This window comes from Intestinibacillus sp. NTUH-41-i26, from assembly GCF_032769475.1.
Lineage (GTDB): Bacteria > Bacillota > Clostridia > Oscillospirales > Butyricicoccaceae > Agathobaculum > Agathobaculum ammoniilyticum.
The window spans coordinates 495,476-519,667 of the sequence record NZ_CP136477.1 but is presented as its reverse complement, the minus strand read 5'-3'; the positions used below and the strand labels follow the sequence as shown (position 1 = coordinate 519,667).

General features: G+C 60.0%; 26 protein-coding genes. 10 read left to right on the top strand and 16 right to left on the bottom strand.

The features are described from left to right. The 3 genes from RX717_RS02495 to RX717_RS02485 all read right to left on the bottom strand — a co-directional run bounded on the left by RX717_RS02495 (position 1) and on the right by RX717_RS02485 (position 2,622). Positions 1 to 930, bottom strand: coding sequence for a DnaD domain-containing protein (locus tag RX717_RS02495; protein WP_054327488.1), 930 nt, complete (start codon positions 928 to 930; stop codon positions 1 to 3). Between the two features lie 110 nt (positions 931 to 1,040). Continuing rightward, positions 1,041 to 2,144 carry a DUF4179 domain-containing protein gene (locus tag RX717_RS02490; protein ID WP_107631047.1) on the bottom strand — a complete coding sequence of 368 codons (1,104 nt, stop codon included), beginning with the start codon at positions 2,142 to 2,144 and terminating at the stop codon, positions 1,041 to 1,043. Then, entirely contained in the window at positions 2,128 to 2,622 is a 495-nt protein-coding gene (locus RX717_RS02485) for an RNA polymerase sigma factor (RefSeq protein WP_107631048.1), read from the bottom strand. Before RX717_RS02485 ends, RX717_RS02490 begins: the two co-directional genes overlap by 17 nt. Before the next feature lie 263 nt (positions 2,623 to 2,885). Between RX717_RS02485 and RX717_RS02480 the strand changes: the two genes are divergently transcribed. Then, entirely contained in the window at positions 2,886 to 3,143 is a 258-nt protein-coding gene (locus RX717_RS02480; RefSeq protein ID WP_242977847.1) for a hypothetical protein, read from the top strand. 418 nt (positions 3,144 to 3,561) lie between these two features. Here RX717_RS02480 and RX717_RS02475 read toward each other — a convergent pair whose 3' ends face one another. Both RX717_RS02475 and RX717_RS02470 read right to left on the bottom strand, forming a co-directional pair. Next, positions 3,562 to 5,025: a permease prefix domain 1-containing protein gene (locus RX717_RS02475; protein ID WP_107631049.1), complete on the bottom strand. Its 1,464-nt coding sequence runs from the start codon at positions 5,023 to 5,025 to the stop codon at positions 3,562 to 3,564. After that, entirely contained in the window at positions 5,012 to 5,359 is a 348-nt protein-coding gene (locus RX717_RS02470) for a PadR family transcriptional regulator (RefSeq protein ID WP_082397169.1), read from the bottom strand. The genes RX717_RS02475 and RX717_RS02470 overlap by 14 nt, the downstream gene beginning before the upstream one ends. A 161-nt stretch (positions 5,360 to 5,520) precedes the next feature. Between RX717_RS02470 and RX717_RS02465 the strand changes: the two genes are divergently transcribed. The 5 genes from RX717_RS02465 (at position 5,521) to RX717_RS02445 (ending at position 8,926) form a co-directional block, all read left to right on the top strand. Continuing rightward, on the top strand, positions 5,521 to 6,117 hold the full coding sequence (locus RX717_RS02465; protein WP_054327493.1) for a TetR/AcrR family transcriptional regulator: 597 nt from the start codon (positions 5,521 to 5,523) through the stop codon (positions 6,115 to 6,117). After that, entirely contained in the window at positions 6,095 to 7,474 is a 1,380-nt protein-coding gene (locus tag RX717_RS02460; RefSeq protein WP_107631050.1) for an MATE family efflux transporter, read from the top strand. Before RX717_RS02465 ends, RX717_RS02460 begins: the two co-directional genes overlap by 23 nt. Positions 7,475 to 7,523: 49 nt before the next feature. Then, positions 7,524 to 8,078 carry a prolyl-tRNA synthetase associated domain-containing protein gene (locus RX717_RS02455; protein WP_107631051.1) on the top strand — a complete coding sequence of 185 codons (555 nt, stop codon included), beginning with the start codon at positions 7,524 to 7,526 and terminating at the stop codon, positions 8,076 to 8,078. Between the two features lie 83 nt (positions 8,079 to 8,161). Next, positions 8,162 to 8,566 carry a nucleoside-diphosphate kinase gene (gene ndk / locus RX717_RS02450; protein WP_054327495.1) on the top strand — a complete coding sequence of 135 codons (405 nt, stop codon included), beginning with the start codon at positions 8,162 to 8,164 and terminating at the stop codon, positions 8,564 to 8,566. A 9-nt stretch (positions 8,567 to 8,575) separates the two neighbouring features. After that, entirely contained in the window at positions 8,576 to 8,926 is a 351-nt protein-coding gene (locus RX717_RS02445) for a hypothetical protein (RefSeq protein WP_199855186.1), read from the top strand. Positions 8,927 to 8,999: 73 nt separating this feature from the next. Here RX717_RS02445 and RX717_RS02440 read toward each other — a convergent pair whose 3' ends face one another. The 4 genes from RX717_RS02440 to RX717_RS02425 all read right to left on the bottom strand — a co-directional run bounded on the left by RX717_RS02440 (position 9,000) and on the right by RX717_RS02425 (position 14,304). Further along, positions 9,000 to 11,123, bottom strand: coding sequence for a polyribonucleotide nucleotidyltransferase (locus RX717_RS02440; protein WP_054327496.1), 2,124 nt, complete (start codon positions 11,121 to 11,123; stop codon positions 9,000 to 9,002). A 172-nt stretch (positions 11,124 to 11,295) separates the two neighbouring features. Further along, on the bottom strand, positions 11,296 to 11,562 hold the full coding sequence (gene rpsO / locus RX717_RS02435; protein WP_031476090.1) for a 30S ribosomal protein S15: 267 nt from the start codon (positions 11,560 to 11,562) through the stop codon (positions 11,296 to 11,298). A gap of 504 nt (positions 11,563 to 12,066) precedes the next feature. Next, positions 12,067 to 13,416, bottom strand: coding sequence for an MATE family efflux transporter (locus RX717_RS02430; protein ID WP_107631052.1), 1,350 nt, complete (start codon positions 13,414 to 13,416; stop codon positions 12,067 to 12,069). 57 nt (positions 13,417 to 13,473) lie between these two features. Continuing rightward, the gene (locus tag RX717_RS02425) at positions 13,474 to 14,304 is read right to left on the bottom strand and encodes a MerR family transcriptional regulator (RefSeq protein WP_107631053.1); all 831 of its coding nucleotides are present in this window, start codon (positions 14,302 to 14,304) and stop codon (positions 13,474 to 13,476) included. A gap of 123 nt (positions 14,305 to 14,427) precedes the next feature. Here RX717_RS02425 and RX717_RS02420 point away from each other — a divergent pair, with 123 nt between their 5' ends. After that, positions 14,428 to 15,312, top strand: coding sequence for an SPL family radical SAM protein (locus tag RX717_RS02420; protein ID WP_107631054.1), 885 nt, complete (start codon positions 14,428 to 14,430; stop codon positions 15,310 to 15,312). A gap of 74 nt (positions 15,313 to 15,386) precedes the next feature. On the opposite strand, the gene RX717_RS02415 is transcribed toward RX717_RS02420, so the two are convergent. Continuing rightward, complete coding sequence (locus RX717_RS02415; protein WP_054327498.1) at positions 15,387 to 15,638, bottom strand: helix-turn-helix domain-containing protein; 252 nt, start codon at positions 15,636 to 15,638, stop codon at positions 15,387 to 15,389. A gap of 101 nt (positions 15,639 to 15,739) precedes the next feature. On the opposite strand from RX717_RS02415, the gene RX717_RS02410 reads away from it, so the two are divergent. Further along, positions 15,740 to 15,907 carry a hypothetical protein gene (locus tag RX717_RS02410; protein ID WP_159068085.1) on the top strand — a complete coding sequence of 56 codons (168 nt, stop codon included), beginning with the start codon at positions 15,740 to 15,742 and terminating at the stop codon, positions 15,905 to 15,907. Positions 15,908 to 15,950: 43 nt separating this feature from the next. On the opposite strand, the gene RX717_RS02405 is transcribed toward RX717_RS02410, so the two are convergent. The 4 genes from RX717_RS02405 to RX717_RS02390 all read right to left on the bottom strand — a co-directional run bounded on the left by RX717_RS02405 (position 15,951) and on the right by RX717_RS02390 (position 18,292). Then, positions 15,951 to 16,769 (bottom strand): hypothetical protein, encoded by an 819-nt coding sequence (locus RX717_RS02405; RefSeq protein ID WP_316960536.1) that lies wholly within the window; start codon positions 16,767 to 16,769, stop codon positions 15,951 to 15,953. Beyond that, positions 16,669 to 17,679: a hypothetical protein gene (locus RX717_RS02400; RefSeq protein ID WP_316960535.1), complete on the bottom strand. Its 1,011-nt coding sequence runs from the start codon at positions 17,677 to 17,679 to the stop codon at positions 16,669 to 16,671. Before RX717_RS02400 ends, RX717_RS02405 begins: the two co-directional genes overlap by 101 nt. An 81-nt stretch (positions 17,680 to 17,760) precedes the next feature. After that, the gene (locus tag RX717_RS02395) at positions 17,761 to 18,078 is read right to left on the bottom strand and encodes an RNA polymerase sigma factor (RefSeq protein WP_316960534.1); all 318 of its coding nucleotides are present in this window, start codon (positions 18,076 to 18,078) and stop codon (positions 17,761 to 17,763) included. After that, the gene (locus RX717_RS02390; protein WP_054327501.1) at positions 18,056 to 18,292 is read right to left on the bottom strand and encodes a hypothetical protein; all 237 of its coding nucleotides are present in this window, start codon (positions 18,290 to 18,292) and stop codon (positions 18,056 to 18,058) included. Before RX717_RS02390 ends, RX717_RS02395 begins: the two co-directional genes overlap by 23 nt. Positions 18,293 to 18,440: 148 nt before the next feature. On the opposite strand from RX717_RS02390, the gene spoIID reads away from it, so the two are divergent. Both spoIID and RX717_RS02380 read left to right on the top strand, forming a co-directional pair. After that, positions 18,441 to 19,424, top strand: coding sequence for a stage II sporulation protein D (spoIID, locus tag RX717_RS02385; RefSeq protein WP_054327502.1), 984 nt, complete (start codon positions 18,441 to 18,443; stop codon positions 19,422 to 19,424). 105 nt (positions 19,425 to 19,529) lie between these two features. Further along, a complete protein-coding gene (locus RX717_RS02380; protein WP_054327503.1) occupies positions 19,530 to 20,252 on the top strand; it encodes a M23 family metallopeptidase in 723 nt (240 codons plus the stop codon). A gap of 38 nt (positions 20,253 to 20,290) precedes the next feature. Here the strand turns inward: RX717_RS02380 and RX717_RS02375 are convergent, their stop codons facing one another. Both RX717_RS02375 and RX717_RS02370 read right to left on the bottom strand, forming a co-directional pair. Continuing rightward, positions 20,291 to 20,980 (bottom strand): hypothetical protein, encoded by a 690-nt coding sequence (locus tag RX717_RS02375; protein ID WP_159068086.1) that lies wholly within the window; start codon positions 20,978 to 20,980, stop codon positions 20,291 to 20,293. A 93-nt stretch (positions 20,981 to 21,073) separates the two neighbouring features. After that, positions 21,074 to 24,190 (bottom strand): efflux RND transporter permease subunit, encoded by a 3,117-nt coding sequence (locus RX717_RS02370; protein WP_054327505.1) that lies wholly within the window; start codon positions 24,188 to 24,190, stop codon positions 21,074 to 21,076. Positions 24,191 to 24,192: the final 2 nt, after the last annotated feature.

Genomic DNA, 24,192 nt, shown 5'->3' with positions numbered 1-24,192 from the left:
TTATTCCTCCGTTTTGCGGCGGTGGCTGCGCACGCGCGCGGCCCAATCCTGCTCCCACGCGGCCAGTGTGGCGCTATCGGTCGGCTGGGCGGTGGTCTGGCCGACCACCGCGCGCGCTTCCGGTTCGAGCGCGGTGATCTCGCTGACCGTATGTACCCCGCCCGCGTCCCACTTGCGCAGGATGCCGAGCGTATAATCCAAACTCCTGCGGCCCTGGTGCCTGTCCGTGCGGCGCACGGCCAACTCGACCGCCTCCGGCGGGAAGCCGTGCGCCAGCGCGAACCGGCAGACGCGCTGCTCCTTGGGCGCGGGCTGCGCGGGGTCGGCGCCAAGCGCCCGATAGACCGCGTCGCTGAGCGGCTTTTCGTTCACCCTACGCGCCAGGTATTGCTGCGCGTCCGGCGCGGTCACGATCCCCATATCCGCCCACTGGTAAGCCTCGCGCTTGATATCGGCCAGGCGCACCGTGCCTTTCTCCTTTTTCAGATAGGACAGCAGTTCAATGATCGCCCCCGCGTCCAGCCCCAAATGATCGTATGCGGTCAACAGGCAGCGGAGCTGCCCCTCGGTCAGCGTCCGGCCGAGCGTGGCCTCCGCGCTCTCGCAGACGGCCGCGAAGCGGTGGTCGTCCATGCGCGCGCGGCGCAACTCGTCCGTCGTATACTGCGGCGCATCCGCAGGCTTGTCCGTCTCCGACACCTGCACCGGCGCGGTGAGCTGGTTCAAAGTGAACGCCGCGCGTTCATACCGCTCTCCGGATAGGTGCAGCACCCGCGCGGCCACTTTCGCGTCCGCCGCGCCTCCGTGCCGCAGAATATAAAGATAAAGGAGCGCCGCGTCTCCATCGCCGACCGCGATCAGCTTGTCCAGCATATCGCAGCGCGCGACGCGCAGCTCGCCCTCGGGGAGCAGTACAGAGGTGGGGGCCATGGCTCATTTCCTTTCCAGATCGGGATTGTCTTTTATTATAACACACCCGATGCGTTGGGGCAAACACAAAAGGGGCCGCATCAATGCAGCCCCTTTCCGGCGGTATCCTGTTACTGCACCGGTATCTCCATACCGGCGACCGTGAGCGACGCGATCTCCTCAATCGGGATGATCTCGGTGAAAATATCACCCTTCTGGCAGACGGTCTTGCCGCCCTCGGGACGGATGCTGCCGCCCGCATTGGACAGGTCGATGCTGGCGCCATCCTTCCTGTTCACCAGGATCTGCACGCTTTCAAAATATTTGTGCATCTGCGCGCTATCATGCTCGCTCTGCCGGCCGGACTGCGCGTTTTCATCCCACTGCACCGTGCTGTCCACCGTGTAGTCCACGCGCAGCGCCAGCGGGGACAGCGTGATCTCGTCGATCACGGCGTTCATGCCGTTCAGCTCGAATGTCTGCCCCGCGGGCAGGCTGACCGAGGTATCCTCAAAATCCAGGTTGAACTTGAGCGACCAGTCGCCCTCGGCAATGACGCGGCGCTCAAGCTCGCCCGTATCGTTCTCCGCATACACGCACAGATCGCTGAACTTCGCCCGCACCGCGTGGCCGCGCACCTCGCCGTCGCTGATCTCGCGCGTTTCTACATACTGGATCGCGTTGTCTGCCGGATCGGCGTCGTAAAAGTACGAGCTGCCGTGCGCGCCGCCGAAATAGCCCATCAGCGAGGTATCCCCGTCGGCAAAGCCCATCGGCAGCAGGCCCTCGCCCACAGTATCGGTCAGGTCAATATCAAAGACGGCGCCGTCCTTCTTTTCGATCGAATAGGTGACCGCGTAGTGGTACTTGTCGCCGATAATGGCGTCCGCGGTGACGGTCACGCCATTATCCGTGTCGCTCGCGCCGACCGGCCGGCCGATCTTGTCGATAATCTCGGTATCCGCCGTGGGACCGAACACGCCCGCGAACGCCTCGCCCGCGGTTTTGAGTACGCCGGTCGCGCTCGCGCCCACACCCAGCGCCAGCGCCGCCGCCACGCCGATCACAGCGATGCGCGGCATGCGGCGGACGCGCCGCCGCGTCTCAGGCGCCTGTTCCGGCCGCTCCATGGTATCCATCAGTCTCTTTGCCATCCTTGCCTTTGCCTCCTCGGAAAAACGCAGCCCGTCGAGCGCGTTTTTATACTCTCTGTTATCATTATACTCCGTGTTCACAACATTCGCCTCCCAACATGGTACGCAGCCTGTTCCGGCCGCGGCTCAGGTGCGCGTTCACCGCCGCTTCGCTGCGGCCGAGCAGCGCGCCGATCTCTCTCGCGGAATAGCCCTCGTAATAATACAGATACACCGCCTCGCGGTATTTATCCGGCAGCGCCATCACCGCGTCCAGCACGCAGGATTCCGGCGATTCTGGCGCCGGCGCCTCCGCCACGGCCTCCAGCCCCACCGTGCGCCGCCGCCCTGCGCTGCGCAGCAGGTCCTTGCAGGCGTTAGCGGCTGCCCGAATGATCCACGCCTTTTCGTGCGCGGGGCTGTCGAAGGCCTGCCCGCCCGTCAGCAGCTTGAGGAATACGGTCTGGCTGATGTCCTCCGCGTCGTGCGTGGATTTCAGGTAGGTATAAGAAAGCCGCAGGATCAGGTCGGAATAGGCGTTCACCAGCCGTTCGGCCTCTTCCTGATCGAATTGTCTCATGGATTTATCAACTCCTTTGGGAACAGCCGACCGGCTGTGTCAGCAACGTCGCTTCACCTACAATACGAATGGTGTGCGCCATTCCTGACAGCGGGAGAAAATTTTTTTGGGCAAAGAAAAGGGCAGCCTGGTTGCAGGCTGTCCCTATTATACCACAGCGGCCGGCAGGATGAAGCGATATGGACCGGCTCATAATCTTGTGCTATACCTTTTCTAAAAAACAGAGCGGCAAATCCGAATTTGATAAAGAGGTCCGAGCGAATATGAAAAAGGAAGTATCCATATCTTTAGCAGGCGTACTCATTCTGATTTTAGGGGTTGCCGCGTGGTATAATACTCCAAATGACTTGATGAATTTAGACCCTAAAGAAGTTATGGAAATTGTTGTTTTTAATGGTAATAGCGGAAACGGGACACATATTGAAGATAAAGGGCAATTTCAATATAGTATTGATGACTTGAATGATATTGAAGTAAAGAGAACAAAACCCCCCTGTTGGCTATACAGGATATGGTTTTAAGATGACAATTTACTTATCTAATGGCAATGAAGCAGATGGTTGGAACAACTTTATCATCAATTCCGTTGACACTATTCGGAAAGACCTATTTTTCTATTCTGTCATAAAGGGAAGAATTGATTATAGCTATATAGAGAACATTATAGAATAATGCAACTCCCTATTTTTCGAACAATATACAACAAAACTAAATAATCCAGCCACAAGGACAGCCGAAAAAATCGACTGCCATTTTCCATGCCTGCAAGCAGAGAGAAGCGGCCGGTCAGGAAAATAAAACACCGTGAGAAATTGACCGCCGAAGCAATGGCGAAAATATATGAATCCTTATTCTGCTTTGGGAACACAAACGGGAATCGGAAGTAAAATAAACGTAAAATAGCCGCTTTGCGGCTATTTTACTATAATCGCGCAGACTTTACCGCACGGAACCGGCCGTTTTCCGCAGCGCGGGCCGCTGTTGTTCCGCGCGTTCCAGCCCGCCCGACCGCTGTGCGGAGAGCAGTAGGCCGAGCAGCAGCATGGTCTGGCACAGATATATGCCGCCGTAAGACAGCAGCGGCAGGCCGTGGGACGCGAACACGATGATGCCGCAGTTTTGCAGCACATACAGCGCGGCCTGCAGCGCAAAAGTGAACATCACGCCCATGCACACGCTGCGCGCGAGCAGACCGTTCTGCCGCCGCGCAATGCGGAAGCCCCATGCAAGCAGCAGCAAAACCGCTGCTAAAAGCAGGAAAACGGCCGTCCAACCCCAAAGGTATTTGACCGACAGCAGCATCCAATCGCCCGCGCCGTCCAGCTTGATCCACTGTGCGCCGTCAATCGTTCCGCTGCCCGCAAACGGGATGCCGAACATGATGTACTGGATCGCGGAGCCCTGATAGCCTGCTGCTGACGCATCCGCCTGCGGATGGAACACCAACGCCAAGCGCTCCCGCACATGCGGTACGGCATACAGCAGAAACAGGAAATATCCCAGCAGGGCCAGCAGCGGCGATACCGCCAATACGAGCCTGCCCCTGGTACACCTGCCGAACGCGCCGCGCCGCACCGCCATCACCAGCATCCCGCAGCAGACCACGGTCAATATGCCAAGGGCCGACATATACGGCGTGATATACGCCAGAAACCACATACCGAGCAGGCTCAGCAGGCAGTTGCGGACGCCCTCCGCCCCCCTGCCGCGCTGGCTGTACAGCACGCCCGCGAACAGCACCGGAAAAAACCATATCCACTGTGCCGTGTAGAAAAGCCGTCCGTTATATTCCACGCGCCACGGGCTGAACGCCAAAAACAGTCCGACCGCCAGCCACAGCGCATACAGCAGACGGATATGCCGCCCCAGTATGGTGTAATCCATAAAATACCCCAAAAACAGCAGCCCAGTGCCGATCGCAAAATAAAAGAACTGGTTTGCCAGGCTGTTCTCCGGTGGTATCCCCATCCATGCGCAAAACGGCTGCCGCAGGATGTACTGGAGCGCCAGCCCCGCCGCCGTTGTTGCCAGCACGATCACCAGCATCACCCAGTCCGGCCGCGGCCGCCACGCGCTATCCAGCCGTGTGCCGGCCTCCACCGCGTCGCCCATTTCGCGGATGGTTGCCTGCGCGGCTTCGTCCTCTCCCATGCCTTCGGACCGGAAGGCTTCGTACTGGTCTCTCAGGTGGTCGGTCAGCTCCTCTGCCGCAACCGGACGCGCCCGCTTCCAACGCATCTGTCCAGTCGCATCGTTCAGCCAGTCATGCAAGGCTTCAGGCAGCGGCGGCTCGTCATAATCCGCGGACAGCGAGTCCAGCTCTGCGGAGGTCTGCGCGCGCTCAGCCGCGTCGCACTCCAGCAGACGGATCATCTGCCGCCGCATGCATTCAGGCAAACGCATGGCTTTCTCCCCCCTTCAGCACACGCTCGACCGCGCCGGAAAACCGCCGCCACTCCTCGGTCTTTTCCGCCAGACGGGTATGCCCCAGGTCGGTCAGGCGGTAATACTTACGCACGCGCGCACCGTCCGCTGCCCGCTCGTAGGAGCGCACCAGCCCCTGCACCTCCAATGTGTGCAACAGCGGGTACAGCGTACCCGCCTTGAGGGAAAAGGTGTCGTCCGACCGCTCGCGCAGGCGCTCGATCATCTGGTAGCCGTACAGGTCGCCCTCCTCCAGCAGACGCAGGATCAGAAGCCCCGTACTGCCTGCCAGCAGGCTTTTGTCGATTGCCATGATTCCATCCTCCCATATATCGATATTCGATATGTTTATTATATGTAGACAATCGATATATGTCAAGCCTTTTTCCTCCCTCGCGCATGCTTGACAAACGCATCCCTTTCGGTTATGCTGAAGATATAGAAAACTAACGCCGTTAGTTTGGAGGAATGTATATGCCGCGAAAAGGACTCAGTCGGGAGGCGATCATCGACACAGCCGCCGCACTCGCCGAGCAAAAAGGGGCGGAAAATCTCACCCTGCGCGAGCTGGCGGAGACGCTTGGCGTCAAGACCGCCTCATTGTACAACCACCTACAAGGCCTGCCCGAGCTGAACGCCCGGCTGGCCGAATGCGCGCTCGACCGCCTGATGGACACGCTCGAAACCGCTATGGCAGGCAGAACCGGCGCGGAGGGGCTGCGCGCCCTTGCCACCGCCTATCGTACTTTCGCCCGCGAACAGCCGCAGCTTTACCGCGCCATGGTTTCGCTGCCGCGCTTTTCCGACCCCAGCTTGGTCGAACGCAAGCATGCCTTTATGGACCTGTTCAACCGCGTGCTGGCGCCCTGCCGCCTGCCGGATGACCGGCGCATCCATCTCTCGCGCACAATTCGCAGCGCGCTGCATGGCTACTGCGCGCTCGCCGCAGCGGGCTTTTTCCAATCCCCACTCGCGTCGCCGGTAGAAAGCTATGAGCAGATAATTGAATGGCTTTGCCAAATAGTTAAAGAAATGGAGGAGCAGGATCATGACAAAGCATTCTACCAATGAAGCACAGGAGCGCCGCTTTCACGAAATGACTGAAGCGCCACTCGAACCGTTGATCTGTAAGCTGGCTGTTCCAACCATTATAAGCATGTTGATTACCTCGATCTATAACATGGCGGACACGTTTTTTGTCGGCCAATTAGGTACGAGTGCGACCGGCGCGGTCGGTGTAGTGTTCCCGCTGATGGCACTGATCCAGTCAATCGGCTTCTTCTATGGCCAAGGCTCTGGCACCTATATTTCTCGGCAACTTGGTGCACAACAGCAGGAAGAAGCTGAACGCATGGCCGCGACCGGTTTCTTCCTCTCGATCTTCACTGGTTTTGTGATTCTTATGCTTGGTCTGTTACTGCGCAGCCCTCTTTGCCATCTGCTCGGTGCTACTGACACCATTTATCCCTATGCACTTGACTACATGCAGATTATTCTGTTTGGGGCGCCGTACATGATGGCCGCACTAGTACTCAATAACCAACTGCGTCAGCAAGGGAATGCAACCTATGCCATGATCGGCCTCGTATCAGGCGGCATCCTTAATATCGCTCTTGACCCCCTATTCATCTTTGTTTTTGATTTAGGCATCAGCGGCGCAGCTTATGCGACCATCTTGAGTCAGTTAATCAGCTTTTTTCTTCTATTGCTCGGCATCCGTCAGTCGCGCGGCGTACAAATCCGGCTACGCCAGTTTGCACCCAGTATTGACCGTTTTGTTGCCCTGATGGGCGGCGGCCTGCCCAGTCTGTGCCGCCAAGGGCTGGCATCCATCGCGGTCACCTGCCTGAACACGGCGGCCCGTCCCTACGGCGACGCAGCTATCGCCGCTATGAGCATCGTCACGCGCGTTTCCCAGTTTGCGGGCTCGGCTATGATCGGCTTCGGCCAGGGCTTTCAGCCGGTCTGCGGCTATAACTATGGCGCGCGTAAATACGACCGTGTCACACGCGGGTTCTGGTTCTGCGTCAAGTCGTCTTTCCTCGTATTACTCGGGTTAGCCGTGGCTGGCTGGGTATGCGCACCGCAGATCATCGCCATTTTCCGCTCGGACGACCCCGAGGTCATCCGCATCGGCGCGCTCACGTTACGGCTGCAATGTATCTCTTTCCCTCTGGTCGGGTGGGTGACCATGTGCAACATGCTGTTGCAGAACATCGCCATGACCATGCGGGCCAGTATCGTCGCCGCGGCGCGTCAGGGCCTGTTCTTCATCCCGTTCGCACTGGTGCTGCCCCTGTTCTGGGAGCTGTTCGGCGTGCAGCTCTGCCAGCCGGCCAGCGATATCTGCTCTTTTGTGCTTTCCATCTTTTTGACCGTCCCCGTGCTCCGCATCCTTTCGCACGGCGGAAGCCCTGATAAGCGCTGAATTCAAAAAGTAATACTTTTATCTAATAATACTAATAGGAGTCTTTGATATGAACGAATTCACCCTTGACCCTACCCTGTATGACGGACGTCCATCCGACTGCTCCAGCCGAAGCGCGGCTGAAGCCGCCTGTTATGATTTCCTTGACGGGCTGGGTGTACCCTACCGCCGCGCCGACCACAGCGAAACGCCCTCCATCGAGGCCTGCGCCGCGGTTGAAGCGCTGCTTGGCGCGGAAATCTGCAAAAACCTGTTTTTGTGCAACCGCCAAAAGACCCAGTTCTACCTGCTGCTGATGCCTGGGAACAAGCCGTTCCATACCAAGGACCTGACCGGCCAGCTCGGCTGCTCCCGCCTTTCCTTCGCGGGGGAGGAACCCCTGCACGAGCTGCTCGGCGTGACGCCCGGCTCGGTTTCGGTTCTCGGCCTGCTGAACGACACGGAAAACCGTGTCCGTCTGGTAATCGACCGCGATGTCCTGCAGCCGGAATTCTTCGCCTGCCATCCCTGCCGGAACACATCTTCCCTGCGCATCGCGACCGCCGACCTGACAGGCCGCATCCTGCCCGCCCTGCGGCACGAGCCGGACTATGTTTCCCTGTAAGCAAAAGGGGATTGTTTTTAGCCGAGCCTGTGTTATACTAAGGGCAGCGGCACGAAATAAAAAACAGGAAAGCAGGCGGTTTTATGGAACGGACCTATATTATGCTCAAGCCGGACGCACTGCAGCGCGGCATTGCCGGTGAAATCCTTGCGCGCATCGAACGCAAGGGCTACCGCATCACCCGCATGAAGACCATGCAGCTGGACGAACCGATTCTTCGGGAGCATTACGCGCACATTGCTGACAAGCCCTTTTTCCCATCTACGGTGGACTATATGACAAACGGGCCGGTTCTGGCTATGATCGTGGAGGGCGAAAACGTCATCCAGGGGATGCGCACCCTGATGGGTCCCACCCGAAACGAGGATGCCCTGCCCGGCACCATCCGCGGCGACTTCGCCAGCTCGACCACCTATAACGTGATCCACGGCTCGGACGCTCCGGAAAGCGCCGAGGCCGAAATCCGCCGTTTCTTCGGGGAGGTATGACACCGCGGGGTGTCCCCGTACCCGCATCTCCGTGACCGCAGAGGCGGCCACCAGCCGGGCGACAGCTTTGATTTTGACGCCGAACGTGGGTGCATCGCCCGCTGGCCATGCATGCTGCGTTTCTGTACGCCGATATCCTGCGCTACGGCGGCGCGCTTCCATGCGAGCCGTCCGGCACTGCACGCTTCTGTTGTCCGGATGCGGATACCGCCAATGTGTTCCTTCTCGAACGGCTCGAGGATGGGGGCGGGCGACCGCGCCGCGCCCATCCACGCCATCCGGCAGGCGAAACGGGAATGCGGCTCCTGCGGCTGCGCGCTCGATCGGCTGTATCCCCTCGCACGCGCGCTGCTTGGATAAAACGGCATACAAAAAAGGGCTTCGGAACCCAATGGTTCCAAAGCCCTTTTTTCACAGGATGCGGGAAGCAGGCTTACTTAATCTTTTCCTCTTCCTTAACATCCTTCATCGACAGGTTGACACGGCCCTTGTCGTCGATCTCCATAACCTTGACCCAGACCATATCGCCTTCCTTGACCGCGTCCTCCACCTTTTCAATGCGGTGGTCGGCCATCTTGGAGATATGCACCATACCGTCCTTGCCTGGCAGCAGATTGACGAACGCGCCGAAGTTCATCAGGCGCACAACCTTGCCGTAGTAGATTTCGCCCGGCTCCGGCTCCTTGACGATGGCTTCGATCATCTTTCTGGCCTTTTCCGCGTCAGCCGCCTTGACCGCCGCGATAGTGACCGTGCCGTCGTCCTCGATATCGACCTTGGCTCCCGACTCGGCAACGATGTTCTGGATCACGCTGCCGCCCTTGCCGATAACCTCTCGGATCTTATCCGGATGGATGTGCATAGTGGTCATCTTGGGTGCCCAGTCGGATACGTCCGCGCGCGGCTTGTCGATCGCCTTGAGCATGATTTCATCCAAAATGCCGTAACGGGCAACGCGGCACTTCTCGAACGCCTGCTTGATGATGTTCGGAGTCAGGCCGTCCACCTTGATATCTACCTGAATCGCGGTGATGCCCTTCTTGGTGCCGGCAACCTTAAAGTCCATATCGCCGTAGAAGTCCTCCACGCCCTGAATATCGGTAAAAGTGGTCTCCTGGCCGCCGTCGGTGATGAGGCCGCAGGAAATACCTGCAACCGGCGCGGTGATCGGCACGCCCGCGTCCATCAGCGCGAGGGTAGAGCCGCACACCGAGCCCTGCGAGGTCGAGCCGTTGGACGAAATGACCTCGGATACCAAGCGCAGCGCGTACGGAAACTCGCTCACGGGCGGAATGACCGGCAGCAGCGCACGCTCTGCGAGCGCGCCGTGGCCGATCTCGCGGCGGCCCGGGCCGCGGGACGGGCGGGTTTCGCCGACCGAGAAGGACGGGAAATTGTAGTGGTGGATATAGCGCTTTTCAGTCTCTTCAAAGATGGTGTCCAGCTCCTGCGCGTCGCCCAGCGTACCCAGCGTGCAAAGCGTCAGCACCTGGGTCTGGCCGCGGGTGAACATGCCCGAGCCGTGTACGCGCGGCAGAACGTGTACCTCGGCCGCCAGCGGACGGACTTCCTCCATACCTCGGCCATCCACGCGCTTGCCGTTCGCCAACCAGCGGCGCACGATCTTCTTCTGCAGCTTGTCCACACACTCCGCAAGGTTGGCGCCGTGCTCCTCCTTGTACTCATCGGAAAGGCCGGCCTCGAACTCGTCTACGATCGCGCGTACGCCCGCGTCGCGGACGGTCTTGTCGTCCGTGTCCATCGCGACCTCGAACTTGTCGCTTACCGCGGCCTCGAGCTTGTCAAACAGGTCGTGGTCAATATCGTGATGCTCGTACTCGAACTTGGGCTTACCGATTTCGTCCTTGATCCCCTGGATGAATGCGCAGATCTTTTTCAGTTCCTCGTGCGCTTCCATCAGGGCGTTGAACATGTCGTCCTCGGGTACTTCCTTCGCGCCCGCCTCGATCATAACGATCTTATCCTTGGTGGCGCACAGGGTCACGTCCATCTCGGAAACCTTGCGCTGCTCGCTGGTCGGGTTGATGACCGTCCGGCCGTCCACGATGCCGACCTGGCAGCCCGCTACAACATAATCGAACGGGATGTCCGAAATGGACACCGCGATGGACGCGCCCAGCAGGGCGACGACCTCGGGGGAGTTGTCATAGTCGTTTTCCAGCACGGTGCAGACGATGGACACATCGTTTCTGAGATCCTTGGGGAATAGCGGGCGCATCGGGCGGTCGATCTGGCGGGAGGCGAGAATCGCCTTTTCGCTCGGACGGCCCTCGCGGCGCATGAAGCTGCCCGGGATGCGGCCGACTGCGTACAGGCGCTCCTCAAAGTCCACGGAAAGCGGGAAGAAGTCGATGCCGTCGCGCGGCTTGGCCGACGCGGTCGCGGTGACGAGCACCGCGGTTTCGCCGTAGCGCACCAGGCAAGAGCCGTTGGCGAGCTGCGCCATCTTACCGGTTTCGACGGTCAGCTTGCGGCCGGCGATCTCGGTTTCGAAAACGCGGTAATTCTTAAACTCAAAGGGATTGATATTTGCCATTATTTTTCCTCCTTTTTGTTTGACGGAGGGCGGCTTTTTGCTTTGTTAGCACTTGAAGCAGGGGCGAAGCACGTGCTTCGGCGCTCCTTCAACTGCTAAAAAGCGGATTGGCCGCCTTCCTATAAAATACAGAAACAGGGGAGCAGACTGCTCCCCTATTTCCTTGTTTCACTTACTTACGAATGCCGAGCTTGGCGATCAGCGCACGGTAGCGGTTGATGTCCTTCTTCTGCAGGTATGCAAGCATGGAGCGGCGCTGGCCGACCATCTTGAGCAGGCCGCGGCGGGAATGGTTGTCCTTCTTGTGGACCTTCAGATGCTCGGTAAGCTCCTGAATGCGCGCGGTCAGAATCGCGATCTGGACTTCCGGAGAACCGGTGTCGGTCGCGTGCGTGCGGTTTGCCTCGATAACGGCAGTCTTGTCTTCCTTGCGGATCATGTGACGTTTCACCTTTCGTTGATAGATTTTTACTTACCCACAGGCCGGGCCGCGGCATGGTGAAATGGACACGGTAGGAACGTGTCCGGTTGTCCGTCGGCTAAGCGCGGGGCGAAAGTACAATTATCATATCATGCGTTTGCGGTTTTGTAAAGTATTTTCTATCTTTTTATTCACCTTACCGCATTTTTACACTTTTCTTTGTAAGTTTTGTCGAAATGAACAATTATGAATAAATTGTAAACGCGTTTTTGTCAGTTTTTCATCTTGCTTTCAAAATTTCCTGGCGCTATAATTTTAACATCTTCGGTGGACAGCTTTTTTGAGACGTTCTCGCTCGAAGCCGTTTTTTATTTATTGCTAAGACACGCGACGGGGCGGTGCAATAGCGCGGCCTGAAGTCGCGTTCTTTTTTGCGCAGAACCAGAAAAAGAGACAGGCCGGCGCCTGTCTCTTTTTCGTATGCCGGCCGGATGGTCCCCTTACGCGCCGGCCCCTTTTTGTTTAGCACAAGGCGGGGCGCAGGTCAAGTCGGAACTGCCGCACAGTGTACGCGATGGTGTACACCGCCATCACGCCCGAAACCAGCGGCGCGACGCAGCCGAGCAGGAACAGGCTGTCGGGGCGGTAGGTCTGCACCAGGTACAGCAGCGGGATGCGCACGCACAGTGCGCCGAAGCAGCAGGAGAACATGGTGAACAGCGTTTTGGAGCGGCCGTTCAGATACCCGTTCAGACAGAACACAAACGTCACCATCAGGTAGTCGAACGAGCAGGCGCGGAAGAACGGCACACCCACTGCGATGGTCGCCGCGTCGCGGGTGAACAGGCCAATCATGCTTTGCGGCGAAAGCTGCGCCCATAGGAAAAAGCACGCCGCCGCAGCCAGCGCAAACCCCAGCCCCGCGCCCACCGCGGTCCGCACGCGCGCCGGCCGCTGCGCGCCGTAATTCTGCGCCGTGAACGCGGCAAGCGCCGAGGCGACCGAGGTCGCGGGCAGCATGGCGAATACGTCGTACTTGCTCGCCACGCCGACCGCGGAGGCCGCGTCCACCCCGAGCGCGTTGACGACCGCGGTCAGGTACAGGAAGGAGATACGCACCATCAGCTCCTGGAACGAGATCGGGATGCCTACGCGCGCCAGCTCGCGGGCGCGCGCGCCGTCGATGCGCAGGTTGCGCACCGTAAACTTGAAAATGAAATGCCCGCGGTTAAGGTACACGATTGCGCATACCATGCTGACCGCCTGCGCCGCGATCGTGGCCACCGCCACGCCGCGTACGCCCCAGCCGAACACGCCGGTCAGCAGCAGATCGCCTGCGATGTTGAGCATGCACGCCAGTGCGATGAACAGCATCGGCCGCTGAGAGTCGCCATAGCCGCGCAGGATGGCGCTGATGGCGTTATACCCGCAGATGAACGGGATGCCCCAGCCGCAAGTCACCACATACTGGCGCGCCAGCACAAACGCCTCCTCCGGCGTTTGCAGCGCAGTCAGGATAGGCGAGGCCAGACCAATCACCAGGATCATCAGAACCACGGAAAACGCCGCGAACACGGTCAGCGTAGTGCCGATGGACTTGCAGGTCTGCTTCTCGTCGCGCATGCCGGTGTATTTGCCGACCAGGATGGTGCCGCCCAGCGTCAGGCCGGTGATCAGGCTGGTGACAATCTGCGTCACCTGCGTGCCGGTCGATACCGCGGCCACGCTCGCGGGATCGCAAAACCAGCCGATCACCGCCAGATCGACCGCGCCGTACAGCGCCTGGATGATATTAGCGATCAGGAACGGCACGGTGAAACGCATCAGCACGGGCAGCACGCGCCCCTCGGTCAATAGGTTTTTCTCTGTCATGGATATGCCTCCCTTGTTGTCTGCAAGAAAAGCATAAACCCTCCAGCAACCAGAGGGTCAAGAGGTATTTTCACTTTTTTTCACCGGCACCTGCAGCTCGGTCAAATACTGGGTCTCATCGCTGGTGAAGCCCGCATCGATATGCGTCACCTCAACCGAGTCCTCGGCCAGCTCGAACCCGCGCCGCGCGGCCTCGTCCAGCAGCAGCTCATAGGAGGGCGCGCTGTGCGCATGCGTGCCGCGGTAGCACACGGTCAACCATTCGCCCGCAGGCAGGTGGAGTACGGGACCGCCGTACTGCTCCTCCGGCTCGACGAACAGGAATATCCCTGTGTAGCGGTCGAACTGCCGCGCGTACAGTCGCTCGCGCGCGATTGACACGCCCACCTTGCCCAGGAACACCGCCGCATCCTGCCGGATATGGCTTTGCAGCTCAGCCAGCGGCGTTTCCAGATCGCCGCCCTGCGGGATCTCCTGCCGCAGGAATGCGATCGCGCGGGCGGGCAGCGCCTTTTGCAGCACAACGCCGGTCTTGGCCGTCCTCGCGTGCCGCAGGTCATCCAGCCGCCGGCCAATCCGCCGCTCGATGCGCTGCAGCTCGTCCAGCCGCCGCCGCGTGTCCGCCAGCTGCTCCTGCAGGAGCAGTTCCACCACGTCGGTATCGCGGTTTTCAAAAAAACCGCGAATGCGCTCGAGCGACACGCCCAGCGCGCGCAGGTATTTGATGGTGTTGAGCCGTTCAAACTGTCCCGCGGAATAATAGCGGTAACCGGTGCGCGGGTCCACCCGCTCGGGCCGGAGCAGGCCGATCTCGTCATAGAACCGCAGCGTGCGCACCGGCACTGCGAACAGCTTATGCATCTCCCCGATCGTGAACAAGTCCTTCATCCCTACCGTCCTTTCCGAGTTTGCCTGGGCATTCTCCTCCGGCTATTATAGCATATCCGGACACGCATTGCCCGCTTTTTCTGGTATAATGGTAGCGGAATCCTCAGGAAAGGCGGTGCGGCCATGCAGACCATACCGGCAAAGACCATCGTCACCAGCACCCAAAACGGCGCGGGCTGGTTCGGCGCGCGCTACAATATGAATATCTACCGCGGCTGCTCCCACGGCTGCATCTACTGCGACAGCCGCTCGGAATGCTATCGCAACGACGATTTCGACACCGTCTGCGCCAAGCAGGACGCGCTGCGCATCATTCGCGACGACCTGCGGCGCAAAACGCAGCCGGGCGTAGTCTCCACCGGCGCGATGAGCGACCCGTACAACCCGTTCGAGCGCACCGAGCAGCTCACGCGGCACGCGCTCGAACTGCTCGCGGCCTATGGCTTCGGCGCGGCCATTGCCACCAAAAGCGACCTGATCTGCCGCGACATCGACGTGCTGCACGAGATCCATGCGACCGCGCCCGTGCTGTGCAAGCTGACCGTGACCACCGCGGACGATGCGCTCGCACGCGCGATCGAGCCGCACGCGCCCCCGCCCTCCGCGCGGCTGGACGCGCTCGCACGCCTGTCGGACGCTGGCCTTCCCACCTGCATCCTGCTCATGCCTGTGCTGCCATGGCTGACGGATACCGAGGAAAACATCCGCACGCTGGTGCGGCGGGCCGGAGAGGCGGGCGTACCGTATATCTATCCCGCGCTCGGCCTGACCCTGCGCGACCGTCAGCGCGCCTACTTCTACCAGCAGCTAGACCGCTCCTTCCCCGGCCTGAAGCAGAAATACATCGCGCGTTACGGTACACGCTACCAGTGCGCCAGCCCGCACGCGCGGCAGCTTTGGACGGTTTTCACCCGCGCCTGCGACGAAGTGGGCATCTTTTACCGGATGCGCGACATCACCCGCCGCTACCAGCGCGGCTTCGGCTGCGGACAGCTTTCGTTTTTCTGACATGCGCAAAGCGCATAAAAATCCCCTGCTTCAATTTGTTCAAAACCGCCTTTGCGGTTTCGGCCTTCCCGCCGTCACTCCTCCGACAGCAGCTCCTCCGCAGGGACTTTGAAGATCGCGGCCAGCGCGCGCAGCTCTATATCCGTGACAAACCGCTTGCCGCACTCGATCCGCTGTATCGCATTCTTATCCAGATCAACGCCCTCCAACTGCATGCGTTCGGCCAACGCGCGCTGGGACACTTTCGGAGAAAGGCCAGAACGCAGCCGCGCGACCTTTCTTCCGCAGATATTGCAGCTTCCATCTGCTAAACGGTTCTTGTACATTCTTTTCCTCCTGTTGACATTTAGTAATTGTCATCAGCCTTATTATGTGCTATACTGCAAGCAACGATGACATTCAGTAAATGTCAAATGGAGGTGGCACGATGTCTTTTTACGAACAGGCCCTGCAGCGCTTCCTCAGGGAATCCGGCGCCGCTGCGGACAGCGACGCCCGCCGCGCCCTGGCGGAGCAGGCTTTCCTTGCGGGCTGGCGCGCCGCCGGCGGAGAGCTGCTTCTGGTCGACCGTATCCCGATGGAAGACGAAAAATGATCCCCCAGACTCGTCTGGGGGATCATTTTTATTGCTTTCTTTTTCAAATATACGGCTTCGTTGTATCGATGCGGATGGTCTGCGCGGCGTCGTCCCATTCCACGCGCACGCCCAGCATGAAGCACAGGTCGCGTAGCTTGAAATAGTGATTGCCGTCGATCTCATACGCCTTGCCGACCAGCGGCATCCCCATATCCTGCAGATACACCTCCGCGGTGGCGCGGGTCGCGGTCTGCCCGCCGCCACTGAGCGGCTCCAGCTCGCCGCCGACCGGCGTATAAACGCCCGCGTCGATCGTCACTTGGTTCGCTTCCCCGTCCCAGGATACGCTGAACGCTGTATTCGTCCCCGCAAAGGCCATCGCCAGGTCGCGCAGCTTGAAATAGTTGCTGCCCTCGATCTCATACGCCGCAGCCGCGACCGGCGTGCCGTTCACCTCTATTTTCGCGCCGGAAACCACGGCGGGCTTGCGCAGCTCCGGCTTCACCGCGTCATGCGTCAGAATATACTGCACCGCGGTATCTATGCCGTTGAGGTAATCCGAGAAGGTCTGTCCGACCGTGATATCGGGCGGGAGACTTTCTACGCCGTAGGGCTTGGCCGCCTCATAATAGCTGCCCAGATCGATGAATTTGTTGGAATACTGGCCGCGGAACTTGGAGTTGGGCAGCTCGAACGCGGTCACGGCACCGAAATGATCCACGCTGCCGCCGGTCGGCGTACCGACCACAGCAGCGCCGATATCCTTGAGCTGCACCGTATTAATCAGCGCGGAGGAGAAAGTATTCTCTCCCGCGAGCGCGTACACAGCGTTCCCCTTGGCCAGGAATTGCTGTGCCAGATAGGTGATCGGGTACAGCACGCCGTCCGACCCGCCGCCGTTGCTGCGCAGGTCGATGATGAACTTTGTGTATTTGCCGGAGGCGAGCTTTCCCTTCGACCTCGGCGGCAAACTGCTCCATCGGCAGGTTCGGATCCTCAAAGCATTTATTATACTGCATATACAGCGTGCCACCGCCCAGGTCGAGCAGCTTGTAGTAAACGCTCCGGTCCGGCTCGGTCACAGGCACGTCCTTCCGCAGCATGTCGCGGGTGATCCATTCCCCTGCTTTCAGCGCCGCCGTCGCTTCGGCCTGCGTCATGCAGGGGATGTGCAGCACGGTCTCTTTCCCCTCCGCATCCCGCACGCCGACCGTAACCATATCGGAATCCGCGTCAATGACACCGTAATGTTCCAATACATCGGCCACATAAAGCAGTTGCCCTACCCGTATGCGCTGCTCGACCGCGTTGTCGTAGCTTATCATGGGCGAAAGGCGCTCGGTCACCTCATCGATTGGCATGCCGTTGATCGACGTGATCTCCTGCCCGATATACGCCCGGCAGTCGGTCACGCCGCCGGTCAGCGTCCAGCGGCCGTCGTACCATTTCGGCACCATGCCGAGTTGCCTGAGCTGGTCTGAAAGCGCGCTGCCGACCGACAGCATCGTATGCGAATCATGCGCCAGCGCCGCCAGTTCGGCAAGCCCGATCGCAAAATCGAGATCGGACGCGGTATCCAGCTCTGCTTCGATCTCCGCCTTTTTGTCCGCGACCGCCTGTTCGGTCGTATTGGCGTAAAAATCCGGATGCTTTGTGGTCAGCGTCTCCACCAAGCAGTCCAGATCCTCCTGCCGCCGCTGCGCCGCGTCGTCTGCCGCGCCCGCAGGGGGCAGGCAGCCCAGTATGACCACCGCGCCCAGGCAGCCTGCCAGCCAACGTTTCATGTTCATGTTTCACCGCTCCTTTGTATTATTTTAATAGCACAATTATATATCCTCCTCTCGGTATTTGTCAATCCCTTTTCGCACAGCCTAAGAGAAGCTCTGATTGCGCAGCTCCAGGTTATATGCCAGCAGCCGCCGCAGCCGCGCCTTTCCGCGCGTCAGGTGCCGAGACACCGCCGACTGGCTGATACCCAGTTTGTACGCGATCTCCTTTCCAGAAAGCCCTTCCACCTCGTTGAGCCACAGCACCTCATACTGTCTGCCGGTCAGTTGCTCCTTCAGGGCGCGGAAAAACGCCTCCCGAAACGCCGCGCGGAACGCGCTGTCGTCCCCGGCCAGCGCGGCGATATAGTCCTCGTATGCCGCGCGGTCGGCCTCGCGTTCAAACAGCCCGCTTGTCCTCATTCTGCCTGCCTCCTTTTTGATAATAATGCTCCAGCACGAATGCTGTCTTGCGGCTCTCGTTGATCAGCACGCGCAGACAGCCGATACGCTGCTTTAACCGGTATTTGACCTCTTTCTGGCGCGCGCGCCGCTGTGCCACCTGAAGCTGGCGCAGACGCAGCTCCAGCAGCGCGGTATTCGACCTGTATTCCCGCGCCATCTCGTGAAGCGTCATAACAGCCCTCCCAACAAATCGAACATTTGTTCGTATTCTATGGTTCAAATAATACTACATATTGGAAGTTCTGTCAACAACAACCTATATTTGGTGTTCTATCAATTAATTGCTTTGCATATAGTTCCAGAGAAAGGAGGCGTCGGACATGCGCAAGCTGTTACTGGCCGGCTGCGGCCTGGTTTCCGTCCTGTACCTGCTGCCTATGGTATGGTCGTTTGGCGGGATTGCGGACGGGCAGGCGCCGGAGACGCTCTTGATCCCCGACGCCGCGCCGGTGGACGCGGCCGCGGACGCCGGAGCGGCAGATTATTCAACCGTCACGGTGGAAATCGACGGGACTCCGACCGCGCTCCCGCTGGAAACCTATGTGGAGGGCGTTGTCGCCGCGGAGATATCCAACGATTTCCCGCTCGAGGCAATCCGCGCGCAGGCGGTCGCGGCGCGCACCTACGCGGTTTATAAGCTCTCCCGCGGCCGGCCCGACGTCCATCCGGACGCCGACCTTTGCGACGATTATCACCACTGTGCAGCCTACCGCGACGTTGCGGTGGAAACCGCCGCCGGCAGCGACCTGTCCCGCGTGCGGCAGGCGGTTCGGGATACCGAGGGGGAGATCCTCACCTACGACGGGGCTCCGATCGCCGCCGTCTTCCACTGTGTCAGCGGGCCGCGCACCGAAGCGGCAGCCGACGTCTGGGGCGAGGATATCCCCTACCTACAGAGCGAGGTCAGCCCCGGCGGCTCGGCCTGCAGTGAATACGAGTCGTCCGTCACCGTACCGGCGGAGGATTTCCGTCAAACTGTTCAGGAAAGCTTTCCTTCCGCCGAGGTGTCCGGCGCGCCGGACACCTGGTTCAAGGCCTCCGTCCGGTCGGACGCGGGCGGCGTCATCACGGTAAAGCTCGGCGGCCTGACGGTAGAAGGCACGGCGGTGCGCGAGCTGTTCGGCCTGAACTCCACCAATTTCACCATCACCACCACCGAGGACAGCATCACCTTCCACACGATCGGCTATGGACACGGCGTGGGCCTTTCCCAATACGGTGCGAAATACCTCGCGGAGCAGGGCGCGACGTACCAGGATATCCTGTCCAACTATTACCAGGATACGGTCCTGACGCGGATATGACTCTTCCCAAGGCGCGCCGGAGCGGTGCATCTCGCAGATAAATCAAATTTTTTGTATATTTTTTTATCTCCACGGCCATACTTGGGTCAACGGAGGTAAAGGGATATGAAACAATATAATTCCAAACACACCGCTGCCCTTTCTACGCGCGGCTTTTACACCATCCTGACCGTGTGCGGCCTGATCATTGCCGTATCCGCATGGGTGCTCTGGTCGGACTCCACCGCACCGGAGCAGGCAGCCTCGGCGCCAAGCACGCCGATCATCTCTCCGACAGAAGCCCTCCCCGACCTGTCCGACGATACGCCGGTCATGTCGGAGGAAGCGCCTGCGGACGAGGCGACCGAGCCGGTGGACGCGCCGGCCGAACCGGAGCCGGCTCCGGCCGAGCCTGCAGTCACCGTGTCCGCGCCGGTCTATGTGCGGCCGACCTCGGGCGCCGTCATTACGCCGTTCTCTGGCGACGAGCTGCTGTTCCAGCCCACGTTCGGCGACTGGCGCGTCCATTCCGGCACGGACTTTGGCGCGGAGGCCGGCGAAACCGTGCTGGCCCTGACCGACGGCACCGTGCAGGAGGTCTTTGAGGACGGGCTGTACGGCACCTGCGTCACGCTTTCGCACGACGCGGATCTGATCACCACCTACCGCGGCCTGACCGACGTGCGCGTCGTTGACGGCCAGGCGGTCACGGCGGGCGAGGCGCTCGGCGCATGCGCGGAAAGCATCGACGCGGAAGCGGCGCTCGACCCCCACGTCCATGTGGAGGCATCCCGCGCCGGCACGGCGATTGACGTGCTCGAGCTGCTGGGAGAAAGCGGCACGGAATAACAGAAAAGCCGCGGGACGGTCGTCCCGCGGCTTTTCTGTTATTCCGTTACCGCAGGCTGGGCCGTGTAGTTGCCTGTCAGCCCGCCGCCCGCAACGGTCACGATATTCTCCGCAAGCAGGAAATTGATCTCCCCGTCCGCGGATTTGGCGGTCTCGCCCGTTATATCGGCGACGCCCTCGGTGCCGTCTGAAAAGCAGTAGGTCAGCCGGCCTTCCTCCTCCTGCACGATCTCCAGCCCGACCGAAGCAGGCCCCGCATAGGAGCCCGCCCAACCGTATGTATGCACCGCCGCCGGATCATACAGCGGGAAAGTGGCGTAATCATCGAGCACACCGTCCCCCAGGTAATGGTACGTCTCTCCAGTTTCACGGTCGACCGCGAGCTTTCCGACCGACTCGCCCATCTCATCTCTGACCTCCACCACCAGGTATTCATGCGTCCGTCCGGCCTCGGCACCGACCGAAAGGGTTTCACCGGTCGCAGCGGCCATATAGCGCGCCGTATCAAACAGTTCACCCATCTGGCGAAGCACCTCTTCCTCGGACAGCGTCCCGCCGCTCACGGCGTCTCCGTCCAGCAGGCCGGCCTGCTCCGCCTGCTCCAGGGCCTGCATCTGGGGATTGACCTTACCGGCCTCCTCCGCCGCCGGCCCCACCGTATCAGTCTGTCCGGCGCAGCCGGACAGCACTAATACGCAAAGTGCGGTAACCGCGATCGATCGTTTCACCTTGCCCGCCTCCTTTTTCGCTGTTTCCATACGTTTTATTATGATACCGTATCCACGCGAAAAAAGCAATGGCCAGTTATCCGGCAAACGCGGTTATTCCTCGCCTTTTTTCCATTTCTTCCGCCAGCCATGCTCTTTTTTCGGCCGGTTCACCCATTTTTTGATCCGCTCAACCACGCTGTCCGTCAACGAATAGTATACCGGCGTGATGAACAGGGTCGCGACGGTGGAAATGACCATGCCGGTCATCATTACCACACCCATCGGCGCCATCATCTCCGAGCCTTCGCCGCCCGCAAACACCATCGGCACCAGGCCGAGGATCGTGGTCAGCGCGGTCATCAGTACCGGACGCACGCGGCGCGGGCAGGCGTTCAGGATCGCGGTGTTCTTATCCTCGCCGCGCTCCCGCCGCTGCAGGATATAGTCGACCAGCACGATCGAGGAGTTGACCACCGTACCGGCCAGGATAATAACCGCCAGGATCGCTACCATGGACACCTTGTTGCCCGTCGGCCACAGCAGCATCAGCGAACCGAGCAGGCCGATCGGCAGGATCAGCATGATCGCCACCGGCAGGGCGAACGAATTGAACTGGCTTGCCAGGATGAAATACACCAGCAGGATGGCGACCGCCAGCGCGGTCAACAGGGCTCCTGTCGTTTCCGCGATGCTGGAGGCCGATGTATCCCCGTCCTCAATCTGTACCCCTTCTGGGAACTGGTAGCCCGCTACGATCTCATTGACCTTTTGCATGATACCGACGCTGTCGCCCGATTCGCTTTCACCCGTGATCGTGACCGTTTCATCCTGATCGATACGGGTGATCGACTGCGGTGACAGCTCGGTGTAGACGTCCGCTACCATGGAGAGCGGCACCGTGCCGCCGGTCGCGGCCGGAAGCTGCAGCGACTTGAGCGCGTCGATATCCTGTGAGAGCGTCTCGTCGCCCGAAATGGTCACATCGTATTCCTCGCCGCCCATACGCAGCGTGGTCGCGGTCGAACCGGTCAACTCACCGCGCACCAGCGTGCCGATCGTGGCCGCGGTCAAGCCAAAGCGGGATGCGTTCTCGCGGTTGACCTTGACCGCCACACGCGGCACCTCGTCGCCGGAAGAGGACTCGACATTGATCGCGTCCGGCAGCGCGCTGATTTCCTGCACCAGGTCGTCAGCCACTTCTGCGAGCTGGTCATAATCCTTGCCGGAAAGCTGAACGCTGATATCCGAACCTTCGCCCATCGACGTGCTGCTGGCCGAGACAGTGATCTCGCAGCCCGCGATATCCGCCAGGTCGCGGCGAAGCTGGTTGGCGACCTCAGTGGATGAGCGGTCGCGATCCTCCAGATCGACCAGCGAAATCGTGACGCTCGAGCCGGACGCGCTCGACATGACCGAGGCCGAGCTGCCCGTGCTGTAGTATACCTGCTCCATTTCCGGTATGGTTTTTTCCGCGATCGCCACAATGCGGTCCTGAATCACCGCTGTCTCCTCCATCGTGGAGCCGCTCGGCATGCCGACCGATACGCTGATCGAGCCCTGATCCATCTCCGGAATCAACTCCATGCCGGCCATGCCCATGCTGAATACCGAAACGACGCAGATCACCACCGTAAGCAGGATGCCCACCGCGCGGCGGGTGATGAACAGCTTGAGTACTTTCTTATACATCCGTGCAAACGGGCGGTCGCCCATCAACTCTTCCCGCATGCCGGGCTTGCCACCGGCAATACGGTGTATGCCGCCGCGGTCGAGCAGGATATAACACAGCAACGGCACCAGCGTCAGCGAAATAATCAGGGACGAAGAAAGCAGCGCCACAATCGTGATGCAGAATTCCTTGAACATCATGCCGGTCATGCCGCCCGACAGGCCGATGGGCAGGAATACGGCGACCGTCGTCAGGGTCGAGGCGGTGACCGAGGTCACGACCTCCTTTGTACCCTTGGTGCAGGATTCCCAGCGGTCGTACCCGTCCGTCCGGTAATGGAAGATGTTTTCCAGCACGACGATGGAGTTATCCACGATCATGCCGACACCGAGCGCGATACCGCCCAGCGACATCATGTTCAGCGTGATATCCAGCGCGAACATAATCAGGAAGGTGAACAGGATGCAACACGGCATCGCCACGGAAATGGCGACCGTCGCGCCCAGGTCGCGCAGGAACAGCAGCAGCACGACCGCCGCGAACAGCACGCCCATCCAGATGTTTGACACGGTGTTATCCACCGTCATGTTAATGTAATCCGACTGGTCCATGACCAGGCTCCAGTCAAGCGCCTCGTAGTCCGCGGTCAGGATATCCAGCTCGCTTTTCGCCAGTTCGGCAATCTCCACCGTGTTCGAACCGGATTGCTTGTTGACCGACAGCAGCAGGCATTCCTTGCCGTCCACTTTTGCCAGCGCGTCCTGGTCCTTGGGCCGCATGGATACGTCCGCGATCTGGCTCAGGCGCACTGTGCCGCCCGTGGGAAGCGAAATCAGGGCGTTTTTCACATCGTCCACTGACTGATACTCGCCGTCCGTGCGCACGGACAGCGTCTGCGAGCCGCTGTCCAGCTCGCCGCCCGGCACGGCCATGTTGTCCGCGCCGATCTGCTGCGCGACCGAGGACACGGTCAGGTTAAAGCCCTTGAGACGGGCCGCATCGGTTTTGACCGCGACCTCATTCTCATAGCCGCCCATGACGTCCACCGACGCCACGCCCTCCAGGCGTTCGAGCGCCGGCTCCAGCTCATCCTCCGCGATCGACTGCAGCGTGGCCAGGTCGCTGCCCGTGAGTGCCACCATGATAACCGGCATGGAGTCGATGTCAATGGACATGACTGTCGGGTCGGAGGCATCCTCCGGCAGCTGGGATTTCACCATATCGACCTTGTCGCGCATATCGGTCAGCGTCTCATCCAGGTCGGTGCCGTAATCGAACTGCACAATGACCATGGACATGTTCTCCGCCGAGGTCGACGTCAGCGTATCCAGGCCCGCCAGACCCGCGCACGCGGACTCCAGCGGCTTTGTGACCTGCTGCTCGATATCCTCCGGACCCGCGCCCGCGTAGGTCGAATATACGATCGCCACCGGCAGCTCCATCTCAGGCATGAGCGCGAGCGGCAGCGATTGGAAGCAGTAAAAACCAAACACGACGATCAGGATGTACGTCAGTATGGTCATTACATTATGCTTGATACAGGTTTCCGCGATTTTCATAA